This is a genomic window from Bradyrhizobium sp. SPXBL-04 (genome assembly GCF_051853035.1).
In the GTDB taxonomy this organism is placed as follows: Bacteria; Pseudomonadota; Alphaproteobacteria; order Rhizobiales; family Xanthobacteraceae; genus Bradyrhizobium; species Bradyrhizobium zhanjiangense.
On the sequence record NZ_CP182472.1, the window covers coordinates 6,170,130 to 6,183,057 of the forward strand.

General features: G+C 65.3%; 10 protein-coding genes and 1 pseudogene. 2 read left to right on the top strand and 9 right to left on the bottom strand.

All coding sequences use genetic code 11. The features are described from left to right. Positions 1-80: 80 nt before the first annotated feature. The 6 genes from ACNJX8_RS29245 to ACNJX8_RS29270 all read right to left on the bottom strand — a co-directional run bounded on the left by ACNJX8_RS29245 (position 81) and on the right by ACNJX8_RS29270 (position 6,715). Positions 81-1,052 carry an ABC transporter ATP-binding protein gene (locus ACNJX8_RS29245; RefSeq protein ID WP_439357604.1) on the bottom strand — a complete coding sequence of 324 codons (972 nt, stop codon included), beginning with the start codon at positions 1,050-1,052 and terminating at the stop codon, positions 81-83. Next, positions 1,049-2,041, bottom strand: a complete 993-nt coding sequence (locus tag ACNJX8_RS29250) for an ABC transporter ATP-binding protein (protein ID WP_439357605.1) — start codon at positions 2,039-2,041, stop codon at positions 1,049-1,051. Before ACNJX8_RS29250 ends, ACNJX8_RS29245 begins: the two co-directional genes overlap by 4 nt. After that, positions 2,038-2,910 (bottom strand): ABC transporter permease, encoded by an 873-nt coding sequence (locus ACNJX8_RS29255; RefSeq protein WP_439357606.1) that lies wholly within the window; start codon positions 2,908-2,910, stop codon positions 2,038-2,040. The genes ACNJX8_RS29250 and ACNJX8_RS29255 overlap by 4 nt, the downstream gene beginning before the upstream one ends. After that, complete coding sequence (locus tag ACNJX8_RS29260; protein ID WP_128943979.1) at positions 2,897-3,847, bottom strand: ABC transporter permease; 951 nt, start codon at positions 3,845-3,847, stop codon at positions 2,897-2,899. Before ACNJX8_RS29260 ends, ACNJX8_RS29255 begins: the two co-directional genes overlap by 14 nt. Before the next feature lie 7 nt (positions 3,848-3,854). Next, positions 3,855-5,390 (bottom strand): ABC transporter substrate-binding protein, encoded by a 1,536-nt coding sequence (locus ACNJX8_RS29265; RefSeq protein WP_439357607.1) that lies wholly within the window; start codon positions 5,388-5,390, stop codon positions 3,855-3,857. Positions 5,391-5,518: 128 nt separating this feature from the next. Next, the gene (locus ACNJX8_RS29270) at positions 5,519-6,715 is read right to left on the bottom strand and encodes a CaiB/BaiF CoA transferase family protein (RefSeq protein WP_439357609.1); all 1,197 of its coding nucleotides are present in this window, start codon (positions 6,713-6,715) and stop codon (positions 5,519-5,521) included. Between the two features lie 194 nt (positions 6,716-6,909). On the opposite strand from ACNJX8_RS29270, the gene glgA reads away from it, so the two are divergent. Together glgA and ACNJX8_RS29280 are read left to right on the top strand one after the other, a co-directional pair. Then, a complete protein-coding gene (gene glgA, locus ACNJX8_RS29275; RefSeq protein ID WP_128935197.1) occupies positions 6,910-8,325 on the top strand; it encodes a glycogen synthase GlgA in 1,416 nt (471 codons plus the stop codon). Positions 8,326-8,463: 138 nt separating this feature from the next. Next, a protein-coding gene (locus ACNJX8_RS29280) for an IS3 family transposase (RefSeq protein WP_439357590.1) occupies positions 8,464-9,638 on the top strand; the annotation gives its coding sequence in 2 pieces (ribosomal slippage) (positions 8,464-8,758 and positions 8,758-9,638; 1,176 coding nt in all). 90 nt (positions 9,639-9,728) lie between these two features. Here the strand turns inward: ACNJX8_RS29280 and ACNJX8_RS29285 are convergent. The 3 genes and pseudogenes from ACNJX8_RS29285 to ACNJX8_RS29295 form a co-directional block, all read right to left on the bottom strand. Further along, positions 9,729-10,679 (bottom strand): oxygenase MpaB family protein, encoded by a 951-nt coding sequence (locus ACNJX8_RS29285; protein ID WP_439357610.1) that lies wholly within the window; start codon positions 10,677-10,679, stop codon positions 9,729-9,731. 91 nt (positions 10,680-10,770) lie between these two features. Continuing rightward, positions 10,771-11,919, bottom strand: coding sequence for a patatin-like phospholipase family protein (locus ACNJX8_RS29290; protein WP_439357611.1), 1,149 nt, complete (start codon positions 11,917-11,919; stop codon positions 10,771-10,773). 70 nt (positions 11,920-11,989) lie between these two features. Beyond that, positions 11,990-12,813 (bottom strand): annotated as a pseudogene (locus ACNJX8_RS29295) (3-hydroxybutyrate dehydrogenase). Positions 12,814-12,928 lie beyond the last annotated feature (115 nt).

Consider the following 12,928-nt stretch of genomic DNA (forward strand, 5'->3'; position numbering starts at 1 on the left):
CGACGTCCTCCCGGCATGTTCTTGTTGTCGCGCCAGCATGCCACGACCGGCGAGGCGAGACAAACCCCGACCGTCTTAGTTTAGGCCAGCGGATGATGGCAAGCCGCGAACTGGCCGGGCGCGATTTCACGCAACTCCGGTATCTCCGCGCTGCATCGCTGATCGGCCCGCGGACAGCGGGTGCGGAAGCGGCAGCCGGACGGGGGCGCAATCGGCGATGGCGGCTCGCCACTCGCTACACTCTCAACGGGACGCACATCCGGATCAGGCACCGGGATCGCCTGCAACAGCAACCCGGTATAGGGATGCGCCGGCTTTGCGAACAATTGTTCCGACGGCCCGACCTCGCAGAGCCGGCCGAGATACATCACCGCGACGCGGTCGCTGACCGCTTTGACCACCGCGAGATCATGCGCGATGAACAGCAGCGTCAGGCCGAAGCGCGCCTTCATCTCCTCCAGCAGATTGAGAATCTGCGCGCGGATGGAGACGTCGAGCGCCGACACCGGCTCGTCGCAGACGATGAACTCAGGATTGAGCACCAGCGACCGCGCGATGCAGATGCGCTGGCATTGCCCACCGGAGAATTCATGTGGCAGACGACCCGCCACGATATCAGGGTCGAGCCCGACCGCGGAAAGCACCTCGTGAACGCGCCGCTTGCGCTCGGCGGCATCCTTGACGCCGGCGATGATCAGCGGTTCGGCGACGATGTCGCCAATGCGCCGACGCGGATTGAGCGAGGCGATAGGATCCTGAAAGATCAGCTGCACGCGGCGGCGCATCTTGCGCAGCACCTCGCCCTCCATCGCCGTCAGATCCTCGCCGTCGAACATCACCCGCCCGGATTTGGCGCGGCGCAACTGCAGGACCGCGCGCCCCAGCGTCGACTTGCCGCAGCCGGATTCGCCGACCAGTCCCAGCGTCTCGCCACGCGCGACCTGAAGGCTGACACCGGAGACGGCATGCACCGTCTTGTTGCCGAGACCATATTCGACGACGAGATTGTCGACGTTCAGCAGCGGCTCGGGGCGTAGGGCAAGCGGCATCATGCGCCGATCCCCTCAGCCATCTGGATCGGATGGAAGCAGGCATAGAGATGCCCCGGCACCTCCGCGCTCTTCAGCTCGGGCTTGGCCTCGTGACAGCGCCCCGCGGCATAGCGGCAGCGCGGCGCAAAGGAGCAGCCACACAGCGGCCGCGTCGGGTCGGGCGGACGGCCGGAGATCGCAGGCAGCGGCGTATGCGGCGCGGTCTCAAGCTTCGGGATCGCCGCCAGCAGCGCCTCGGTGTAGGGCATGTGCATGCGCTTGAACAGCGCCGGCGTCGGCGCGCGCTCGACCACCCTGCCCGCATACATCACGGCGACCTCGTCGGCGCGGCCGGCGACGACGCCGAGATCATGGGTGATGATGATCATCGCCATGTGGCGGCGCCGCTGCTCGCGCGCCAGGAGATCGAGAATCTGCGCCTGGATGGTGACGTCGAGCGCCGTCGTCGGCTCGTCCGCGATCAGCAGTTTCGGCTCGCAGGACAGCGCGATCGCAATCGCGATGCGCTGGCGCATGCCGCCGGAACATTGATGCGGATATTGCGCGAGCCGCTGCTCCGGTGCCGGAATGCCGACGGCCGCAAGCAGCTCGATGCTGCGCTTCCTGGCCGCCGGGGCATCCAGCTCAAGGTGTTCCTGGATCGTCTCCATCAACTGGGTGCCGATGGTGAGCACGGGATTGAGCGAGGTCATGGGATCCTGGAACACGACCGCGAGATCGCGCCCGCGCAGGCGCCGCAGCCGTTCCGCATTAAGCCGCACCAGATCCTCGCCGTCGAACATCACCCGGCCCGTCAGCTTCGCCTTCTTCGGCAGGAGCTGAAGCACCGCGCGCGACAGCATGGTCTTGCCACAGCCGGATTCGCCGACGATGCCGAGCGTGCGGCCGGCCGCCAGCGACAGGTCGACGTGATCCACCGCGCGCAAATTGCCGCGCGGTGTCGGCAGCTCGACCGCGACGTCCTCGATGGTCAAGAGCGGCGCGCTCACAATGCCCCCTGACGCGGGTCGGTCAGGGCCCGCAAGGTGTCGCCGACGAGGTTGAAAGCCAGCACGGTCAGGAACAGCGCCGCCGCCGGCAGGAAGGCGAGCCGCGGCGCGACGTCGAGGCTCTCACGCCCCTCGCCGATCATGCTGCCCCAGCTCGCCATCGGCGGCGGCACGCCGAGGCCGAGAAAGGACAGCGCCCCCTCGACCACGATGGTGACGGCGACACCGAGCAGGAAGAAGGCGAGCAGCGGCAGGATCACGTTCGGCAGAAGCTCGCGCAGCAGGATCCGCGCGTGGCTGGCGCCGAGCGCCTCGGCGGCAATCACGAATTCGCGCCGCGACAGCGTCAGCGTCGCCGCACGCGCCACGCGCATGAAGGCAGGAATGCCGAGCACGCCAAGGATCAAGGTCAGATTGGGGACGGATTGGCCGAGATAGGCGGTCACGGCGAGCGCGAAGATCAGCGGCGGAAAGGCCAGCAGCACGTCCATGCTGCCGACCACCAGCGTCTCGAACCGGCCGCGGAAATAGCCGGCGAGCAGGCCGAGTGCGCCGCCGAATACAAGGCTGATCATCGGCGCGATCAGCCCGACCGTCAGCGACACTCGCGCGCCGAAAATCAGGCGGGCGAGCTCGTCGCGGCCGAGCCCGTCGGTGCCGAGCCAGTGCTCGCCGGAGAACGCCGCGCGACGCTCCAGCATGTCCATGTCGGTCGGGTTCTGCAGCGGCAGCACCGGCGCCAGGATCGCGAGCGCGAGAATGATCGCAAGCCAGCCGCTCGCGAGCCAGAACAGCAGGCAGAGCTTGCGCCTGCCGCGAACGGGCGCGGACGCCGCCTCGTCCTGAATCGAGAGCTCAAGCGTGGCCATGGCGGATCCTCGGATCAAGCACGGCGTAGAGCATGTCGACGATGAAGTTGACGAGCACGAAGCCGCAGGCGACCAGCAGCACCACGCCCTGCAGGATGACGAGGTCGCGGGTGTAGATCGCGCCGACCAGCAGCCGTCCGATTCCGGGTAGTGCAAAGATCGATTCCACGATCAGCGTGCCGCCGAGCAGACGGCCGATATTGATCCCGGTCACCGTCACCAGCGTCAGCGACGAGGGCTTGAGCGCATGTACGAACAGGATGCGTGCGGGCTTGAGGCCCTTGGCCTTGGCGAGCGCGATATAATCCTCCTGCAAGGTGGCGATCATGTCGGAGCGCAGCACCCGCATGATGCCCGGCCATTCCGCCAGCGCCAATGTCAGCGCCGGCAGCACGAAGAAGCGCAGATTGGCCAGCGGCGCCTCGGTGAACGGCACATAGCCGGTCGCGGGCAGCCAGTGCAGCTCGACCGCGAACAGATAGATCAGGAGGATCGCGGTCAGGAAGGACGGCATCGACAGCATGGCGAAGGCGCTGCCGGTCATGAAGCGGTCGAAGGCGCCGCCGGCGCGCGCGGCGCAGGCGATCGCAAGCGGCACGCCGATCGCGAGCCCGATGAACTCGGCCATCAGCATCAGCTGGAGCGAGACCGGGATGCGCTCGGCCACCGCCTGGAGCACCGTCTGCCCGGTGCGGAAGGAACGGCCGAGATCGCCCTGCAGGACATGGCCGAGCCAGCTCAGGTAACGCCACCACAGTGGTTGGTCGAGCCCCATGTCGCGGCGCAGCGCCGCGACATTCTCCGGCGTTGCCTGGTCGCCGAGGATGACCAAGGCGAGATCGCCCGGCAGCAGCGAGGCAATCAGGAAGGTCAGCAGCGAGACGGCCAGCAGGACCGGCAGAATCGCAAGGAGCCGCCGAACGACGAAGTTCAGCATCGCGCTTTCATTCCAGCCAGGTGTTCGAGACGTCGATCACACCGTTGTAGATTTTCGGAAAGCCCTTCAGCTTGGCGCTCGACAGCGCGTAATAGGTGTTCTGGAAGGTCCAGAACCAGATCGCCTGCTTGTTGATCAGGCGGCTGATCGCGCAATAATCCTCGGTCCGTTGGCCGAGGTCGGCCGTGACGCGGGCATGATCGAGCAGCCGGTCGAGCTCTGGATCGGCGTAGTTGGACAGCGCGAGCGGGCTGCCGCCGCGGAAGTTCGCATACATCTGTGGATCGGGATCGGCGAGATCGACGATGCGCCACGGCGTCAACTGGAACTGGCGGGTGAAGGCGCGCGACGGGATGGTGGCCTGGTCGACCTGCTCGATCTCCATGTTGCCGCCGACGCGCTTCCAGAACTGCTGGAGCACCTGGCCGATCATGCGGCCACGCGGCGTCGCGGTCACCAGCATCTTGAACTCGACCGGCTTGCCGTAATCCTTGATCAGCGCCTTGGCCTTCTCGATGTCGAACGGCAGCGCGCCGTCGTCCTTGCACTTGACCCAGGATCCGTCGCCGTACGGATTGGTCGCGGGCCGGCTCAGGCCGTTGCTGATCGCCTGCGACATTTTTGGACGGTCGATCGCCATCACCAGCGCCTGCCGCACGCGGACGTCGTCGAACGGCGCGACCTTGGTGTTGAAGGCGTAGACCTGCGCGCCCGAGCCCTTGTAGGTGTGCACGGTGAGCTTTGAGTCCTTCTGCGCCCTCATGATGTTGTCGGCGTCGTTCTCGTCGTCCCAGATGATGTCGGCCTCGCCCGATTGCAGCGAGGCAAAGCGCGACTGCGCGTCGGGCAGCGGCTTTAAGATGATGCGGTCGAGATACGGACGGCCCTTGTCCCAGTAGTCCGGGTTCTTCTCCAGCACCATGCGGTCGCCCGCAGTCCAGGATTTCAGAATGTAGGGGCCGGTGCCGACGGGATTGCGATTATAGTCGTCGCCCTTGGTCTTCCAGGCCGTCGGCGAATGAATGGCGTTGTTGGAGCTCTGGATGGTGATCACCGCCGGCAGGTTCACGGAGGGATCGGTAAGATTGTAGACGATGGTGTATTCGTCGGGCGCCAGCACCTCCTTGACGTTGGTGATGTAGAAGGCGCAGCGGCACTTGTTGGCGGGATCCTTCTGCCGGTCAAAGTTTTCCTTGAACGCCTGCGCGTTGAACGGCGTGCCGTCGTGGAATTTCACGCCCTGACGCAGCTTGAAGGTCCAGCTCTTGTAGTCGTCGGAATGGGTCCAGGACACCGCGAGTTTTGGCGCCGCCTCGCCTTTCTCGTCCAGCGTCGTCAGCGTGTCGAAGATCGCGGCGGCTGCGGTGAAGGTGGAGGTGTCGTAGACGCCGACCTTGAGCGGATCGAAGCCTGCAATCTCCAGCTCCTGACCGACGGTGATGCTGCCGCCCGACTTCTGCGCCTGCGCCGGCGCTGCCAGTGCAAATGCCGCAACAAGGAAAATCGGCACGCACTTGCGTGCCACGGCAGCCGCATTCGTCATGGTTCCTCCCGGGGTCCCTCGTCCGATGTTTCGGATCGTTGAATGACTCGGGGAGCGAGATTGGCGACAAATGTCCGCCACGGCAAGAGGAACGCACGAGGGTTCGAGCGCCGCATATCGCGGCGCGTTCAGCACGTCGCGGCCGTTTTGCCTGACGGAATTGGCGCTTCGTCCGCGAGACCGATCTCATCGCGTAGCGCATCCGTGTGCTCGCCGAGCACGGCCATCGTCTTGGCCGGCGTGGTGTCGGCGCCCGACATTCGGAACGGCAGATTGAGGACCTGGAATGAACCGCCCCCGTCCCGCACCTCGGACAGCGCCTGCCGGTGCGCGAGCTGCGGATCGGCCAGCGCTTCTGACACGGTGCGATAGGCCGAGGCCGGGACGCCGGCCGCGCCGAGCGCGGCAAGGCATGCATCGGTCGTGAGCTGCCGTGACCAGGCTTCGACGCCGTCCATCATGTCGGCCCAATTCTCGCGACGCGCGGCGTAGGTGGAGAAGCGCGGATCGGAGATCCAGGCGAGGCGGCCAATCACCCCCATCAAACCCTGAAACGTCTTCTCGCTCGCGAACGTGATCATGACATAGCCGTTTTCCGTCTCGGTCGGCCCGAACATCGGGCGCGGCGGCGGCTTCACGGCGAATTGCGAGCTCTGCAACTCGGTCAGCGTCAGCGACAGCATCGTTTCCAGCATGGAGACGTCGATGTGCTGGCCAAGGCCTGTCACGGTGCGCTGATACAGCGCCGAAGCGATCGCGCCGAAGCCGTAGGTGCCGGTGACGACGTCGGCATGATAGATGCCGCAATAGTCGGGGCGGTGACGGCCGGGCTGGTAGGCGAGATGCGCCAAGTCGTAGCCCGAGGCCGCATGGATCACCGGCGCATAGGCCGGCAGCTCGGCCGAGGGGCCGGTCTGGCCGTAGCCTGAGATCGAGCAGTAGATCAGCTTTTGGTTGACCTGACGCATGCTGTCGTAGTCGAGCCGCAGCCGGTGCATCACCCCCGGGCGGAAGTTCTCGACCAGGATGTCTGATGTCGCGGCCAGCCGGCGCACCGCCTCCTTGCCGTCCTCGGATTTGAGGTCGAGCACCACGCTCTTCTTGCCGACATTGAGCTGGCCGAACGTGGTGCTGCACCCCTTGCGCAGCGGCGGCCGGGTCCGCATCGTCTCGCCGCCGTCGGTCTCGATCTTGATCACCTCGGCGCCCATGTCGGCGAGCATGCGCGTGCAATGGGGACCGGCAATCGTGGTCGAAAAATCCAGGACCCGCAGGCCGGCGAAGGCCTTTGTCGTCGTCCCCTCATGCTTATCTGCTAGCTGCATGCCTGCTCACGTCCTTGGGTGTCTTAGGAACTTATCGAAGTTCTCTGTTGTTGATGCGGCGACCCTAGAGGGCGGCGGCTGAGTAGGAAAGTGTTTACCGAACCGACGCGCCGCATGGGCGGGCTTGGGAATTCCGGAACAACTGGACCCGTTCTTGCATAGCAGCGAACGGGATCGGCAGAGGGCGGCTGTTCTTGAGGGTCTTGTTCGTCACGACAGAGATGGACGACTTCGTCCGCGTCGGCGGACTTGGAGCCGTTTCGGCTGCTCTCCCCCGCGCCCTTCGCTCCTTTGCCGATATCCGGATCATGCTGCCCGGCTATCGCGACATCATCGAACAACTCACGCACATTCAAATCGTTGGCCGCTGTCCGGCATTCGCGGAGATGCCAGCCTGCTCGCTCGGGCGGGCCGCGACCAAGGACGGCCTGCCGGTCTACGTGCTGTTGTGCTCACAGCTCTATGACCGGCCCGGCAATCCCTATGGCGACGAATCCGGGCGCGACTGGCCGGACAACGACATCCGCTTCGCGCGCCTTGCCTCGGCCGCCGCTGAGCTGGCCATGGGCACGCTGGACAAGAATTGGGCAGCAGACCTGATCCATGCCAATGACTGGCAGGCCTCACTCGTGCCGGCCTATCTCGCCTGGCGCGGCGCCAAGCTGCCGTCGATCCTGACCATCCACAACCTCGCCTATCAGGGCCTCTTTCCGAAGGACTCGCTGCGGCGGATCGGCGCGCCGGAGAGCTCGTTCCATATCGACGGCGTCGAATTCTACGACCAGGTCTCCTTCCTCAAGGCCGGGCTGGTCTATGCCTCGCACCTCACCACGGTCAGCGGCACCTATGCGCGCGAGATCACCACGGCCGAATTCGGCTGCGGTCTCGAAGGCCTGCTTCGCGTCCGCTCCGACGCCGCCGAGCTCACCGGCATCCTCAACGGGATAGACGAGAGCTGGGACCCACGCTCCTGCTCACAGCTCGCCCAGCAATTCGGCGCCGGCGACTGGATCGGCAAGAAAGCGAATGCGGACTACGTGCGCAAGCAGTTCGGGCTTGCGGTCTCACGCGGCCCCATGTTCGGCATCGTCGCCCGCCTCGTGCACCAGAAGGGCATCGACCTCGTGCTGTCGGCCGCCGACGAGATCGTCGATGCCGGTGGCCAGATCGTGATCACCGGTTCCGGCGAACCGGCGCTCGAGCAGGCCGTGATCAACGCGCATCGCCGCCGCCCCGATGCCATCGGGGTCGTGATCGGCTTCAACGACGCCCAGGCGCGCCGCATCTTCGCCGGCAGCGATTTCACCCTGATGCCCTCGCGCTTCGAACCGTGCGGGCTCAGCCAGATGTACGCCCAGCGCTTCGGTTCGCTGCCGATCGGACACCAGACCGGCGGTCTGGCCGAGACCATTACCGACGGCGAGACCGGCTTCCTGTTCGCAAGGCCCTCGCGCGAATCCTTCATCGGCGGCGTCCGCCGCGCGTTCGAGGCGTTCATGGCGCAGGACCAGCTCGATACCATGCGCCGCAGCGCAATGGGACGATCGTTCTCCTGGAGCATCTCGGCCGGCTGCTACAGCGCGCTGTACCGGAAGCTGGCGTCGGTGTGAGATTGGGCCGAGGCGTGGCTACGCACTCCGTCATTGCGAGCGTAGCGAAGCAATCCAGAGTCTCTTAGCGGCGGTAGTCTGGATTGAGCCTCCCCTAAATCGGTGGACACCTATAGCTTAGGCAGCGAGAGGTGTCAGATGGCGAAACGGCAGCGACGCTCGTATTCGGACGAGTACAAGCGGCAGGCAGTTGATCTGGTTTTGTCGAGCGGCCGTTCGGCGAAGTCGGTATCGAAGGAGCTCGGGCTGGACGGCTCCGTGCTCAGCCGATGGGTGAAGGAGCGGAGCACGGTAGCAGCCGGCGGCAGCGCCGCGGCGCCCACGTCGCAAGCGGCGGTGCCGTCGGCGGCCCAAGCTGACGTGATCGCCCGGTTGCAGCGGGAAAACGAACAGTTGCGTATGGAGCGCGACATTTTAAAAAAGTCGATCGCGATCTTTGCTGGACCCAGGACATGAAGTTCCGCTTCATCGAAGATCGCCGCGCCGACTATCCGGTTAAGATCATGTGCCGTGTCCTCGGCGTCTCGCCTGCGGGCTACTATGCTTGGCGGTCGCGCCCGGAAAGCCCCCGGGCCGCTGCCAATCGAGAGTTGCTGCAGGACATCAAGCGGGTTCATCGCGACAGTCATGGTCGCTATGGCAGCCCGCGCATTCATGTCGAACTCAAGGCCCAGGGACACCATGCAAGCCGTGGCCGAATCGAGCGGCAGATGCGCTGCCATGGCGTTCGAGCCATCTCGGCCGGGCCGCGACGATGCCGCACCACCGATAGCGGGCATGGCTTCCCGATCGCGCCCAACTTGCTCGGCCGGAACTTCTCGGCCGCCATGCGCAATCAGGTCTGGCTCGCCGACATCACCTATGTCTGGACCGGCCAAGGATGGTTGTACCTGGCCGCCATCATGGATCTGTACAGTCGCCGTATCGTGGGCTGGGCGATGGACGACCATCTGCGCGCCGAATTGCCGCTCGCCGCATTAAGGATGGCGATCAAGGGGCAAAAGCCCGGCGCCGGCCTGATCCATCACTCCGATCGCGGCATCCAATATGCTTCAACCGAGTACCGCCAAGCGCTGCAAGCCGCCGGCGTCCGGCCTTCGATGAGCCGCAGAGCCGACTGCTACGACAACGCCCCGATGGAAAGCTTCTTCCACACGCTCAAGTCCGAACTGATCCATCACCGTCAATATCCGACCCGCGATGAAGCTGAGCGCGACATCTTCGCCTACGTCGAGGGCTTCTACAATCAACACCGCAGACACTCGGCCATCGGCTATATCAGCCCAGTCGAGATGGAGCTAAAATCGGCTTGAACGCTGTCCACTTTTTTGGGGGAAGATCAGGATTGCTTCGTCGCAAGGGCTCCTCGCAATGACGGAAGTTGTTGGCAGCAGCGGAGGACTTCACCCCTTCCCGCGCACGTCCATCTGCGGCCGCCCGATCCAGGCGCGGTTCAGGCACCGGATCATCCAGTCGGGCTGCGGCTCGCCCCGCAAGCGCGCCTGCGCCTCCTGATAGGGGCCGACATAGCGCAGCCGGTCGGGCAGTTTCGGATAGACGCGCCTGATCCAGGTCAGAGCATTGTCGGCAGCTCTGATGTCGCGCTCGTCAAGCATAAGGCCGAACTCGGCGCGCAGTCGCTCCGGCAGCATGCGTGCCGCGAGCGCACGGTACCATCGCGGTGGCCGCAACCAGGGGCGGGCGCCGCTGAAGATCTGTTCGGCGATCTGGCGCGCCGCTGGGCTGACGGTCAGCGTATCCGACTGCGCCATCGCCGCATTGTAGGCTGCGAAGCCGGACCAGTCCGCCGGCAAATCATCCCCCGTCAGTCCGAACAGGGCGCCGTACAGCCGGGCCTCGCTCCAATAGCGCTCGCGCTCCTCCGCCGAGAGCGGCGGCAGCACCAGATCATGCACCATCAGCGCGGTCTCGACCAGCGTCGCATGGACCCAGCGGAGCGAGGGAATGTCGTTGGCGCAATAGCGCGAGCCGGCCGCGAACGGACCGACGGTCTCGGGCATCTCGCCAATGATCATGCTGTGGCGCCGGTGCAGCTGCCGGGACGACAGCAGCGCCCGGTCCAGCGAGCCGAACACCATGGTAAAGACGATGTCGAAAGTGCGATGGAAGCGGCCGATCGGGTCGGCAAGGGTGCTCGAATGCTCGGCGATCGCGGCCGCCACCCACGGATGCGCCAGTTGCAGCAACAGCGCACGGCCGGCGCCGAGAAAGATCACGGCCTCCCGGTCGATCCGCCAGGTCAGCGAGGACGGACCGAACACGCCGGCGACCCGTCCCGCCGCGTTCGCACGCAGCGTTTCGAGCGATGCCTCCAGATCTTTCTCACCGACCAATTGCAAGCCTCGCGACGAAGACACGGCGACAATACCCCGGACCGCGCCGCTGCGAAATCGTCATCACGTAAAACAATGAAGAACAAGGCCCTCACTCCGCCGCAATCGGCAGCACGTCCATATGCTCGTGCAGCACCACGCCGGCGAGCGGATCGAATTCACCGATCCACGGCTTTCGCGCAAGCACGGATCTCGTGTGGGCATAGCCTGCATCCCAGCGCTGCATGATGCCTGACGGACTGAAATCGATATCCTTGGTGTGGCTCTCGCGGTCCAGCTGCGGGGCGAGCAGGCGCACCACATGCATGCGCGTTGGGCAGCCATGGCTCGTGAGCTCGCGCACCGCCGGATCGCTGCGCTCGCGCTCGGGCAATCGCGCGGCGAGTTGGTTGATGACGTGGCGCAGGCGATGGGCCTGCTGCTGGCGCGCGATCTGGCTGGCGATCCGGCTGGAATATTGCACGTCCTTGTGACGGTTAAGCACCTCCGCCATCGTGGTCGGCTCGGCTCCAACCGGATTCCACAGATGCACCGCGAAGATCAGCGAGTCCTTACGCGGATTGTCGTCGAACACCGCCTCTGTCGGCGTGTTGGACAGGATGCCGCCGTCCCAATAGAGCTCGCCGTCGATGCGCACCGCAGGGAAGGCCGGCGGCAGCGCGCCCGAGGCCATGACGTGCTTCACCGAGAGATCACCGTCGCGGCTGTCGAAATAGCGCATCTGGCTGGTGCGGACATGAGCCGCACCGACCGTCAAGCGCGGCGAACAGCGGTTGACGAGGCTGAAATCGACGAGTTCGAGCAGCGTCTTCTCCAGCGGCGCAGTCGAATAGAAGCCAGCGTGGTCGGCGCCGAGCGGAAAGGAATCCCCCGCATGCGCCAGCGGATTGGGCCGGAAGAAGCCGGGAATGCCGTTGGTGACCGTCGACCAATAGGTCAGCTTCTCGTTGAAGCCGGGAAACGCGGTGCGCAAATTCCAGATCGGATTCTGCTCCATCCGTTTCCAGAACTCCCTCAGATGCGCGAGTCGCTGCCGAGGCGCGTTGCCCGCAATGAGGCTCGCATTGATAGCGCCGATCGAGGTGCCGATGATCCAGTCAGGCTCGATGCCGGCCTCGTGCAGCGCCTGATACACCCCGGCCTGATAGGACCCGAGTGCGCCGCCGCCCTGAAGCACCAGCACGACCTGGCCCGGCAGGTCCGTACCATTGTTCTGCGCGTTGTCCTGCATGCCGTTCATGTCTCGCTCCTCATGAGCTTGCGCCGATCGAATGTTCGCAGTCCGCCGCAGCTTGTTGCGCCGCCCCATGTCAATGCGCGGTCCAGCCGCCATCGACCGGAAGCGCAATGCCGGTGATGGAAGCGGCCGCTTCCGTCGCCAGGAACACCGTGAGCGCGCCAAGCTCCTCGACCGTGGCGAAACGCTTGTTCGGCTGCTGCACGAGCAGCACGTCACGGATTACCTGATCGCGGGAGACGCCGTGCGCCTTGGCCTGTCCGTCGATCTGCGCCTCGACCAGCGGTGTGTAGACGTAGCCCGGACAGACGGCATTGCAGGTGATGCCCTCCTCCGCGGTCTCGAGCGCCGTCACCTTGGTGAGACCGACGATCCCATGCTTGGCGGCGACATAGGCCGCCTTGAACGGCGAGCCGACCAGACCATGCGCAGAGGCGATGTTGATGATCCGGCCAAAACCGTTCCGGCGCATGGCCGGCAACGCGAGTCGCGTGGTGTGGAAGGCGGACGTCAGATTGATCGCGAGGATCTGGTCCCATTTCTCGACTGGAAACTGGTCGAGCGGCGCGACATGCTGGATGCCGGCGTTGTTGACGAGGATGTCGAGCCGGCCGGATTGGGCGATGGTGGCCGCGATCATCTCGGCGATCGATTTGGGCCTAGTCATGTCTGCGGGCGAGTAGCTCGCCTTGATGCGAATTCGGCGGCGAGCTGCTCGCGCGTCCGGTCGATCTCGCTCGCGACACCGAGGCCATTGAGCACGATGTCGGCACCCGCGGCAGCCAGCGCCCATGCGATGCCGAGCCCAATGCCGCTGGTCGAGCCCGTGACCAGCGCAACCTTTCCGGCCAGCGCGCGCGCAGGTTGAGACGTCTGTGGCTTCAGCGATATGTTCATGCGAGATCCTCCATTGGCGATCGCTGGGCTTGGCCCCGGCGCCCGCTTTCGCAGGACCATGAAGCGGCGCCGGCCCGAATGGAAATGCCGCCTGGCTTCCGAAACCATACGCGCC

Coding starts and splice junctions, on each gene's coding strand:
- ACNJX8_RS29245 (WP_439357604.1), bottom strand. CDS start 1,052: ATGATGCCGCTTGCCCTACGCCCCGAGCCGCTGCTGAACGTCGACAAT.
- ACNJX8_RS29255 (WP_439357606.1), bottom strand. CDS start 2,910: ATGGCCACGCTTGAGCTCTCGATTCAGGACGAGGCGGCGTCCGCGCCC.
- ACNJX8_RS29260 (WP_128943979.1), bottom strand. CDS start 3,847: ATGCTGAACTTCGTCGTTCGGCGGCTCCTTGCGATTCTGCCGGTCCTG.
- ACNJX8_RS29265 (WP_439357607.1), bottom strand. CDS start 5,390: ATGACGAATGCGGCTGCCGTGGCACGCAAGTGCGTGCCGATTTTCCTT.
- ACNJX8_RS29270 (WP_439357609.1), bottom strand. CDS start 6,715: ATGCAGCTAGCAGATAAGCATGAGGGGACGACGACAAAGGCCTTCGCC.
- ACNJX8_RS29290 (WP_439357611.1), bottom strand. CDS start 11,919: ATGAACGGCATGCAGGACAACGCGCAGAACAATGGTACGGACCTGCCG.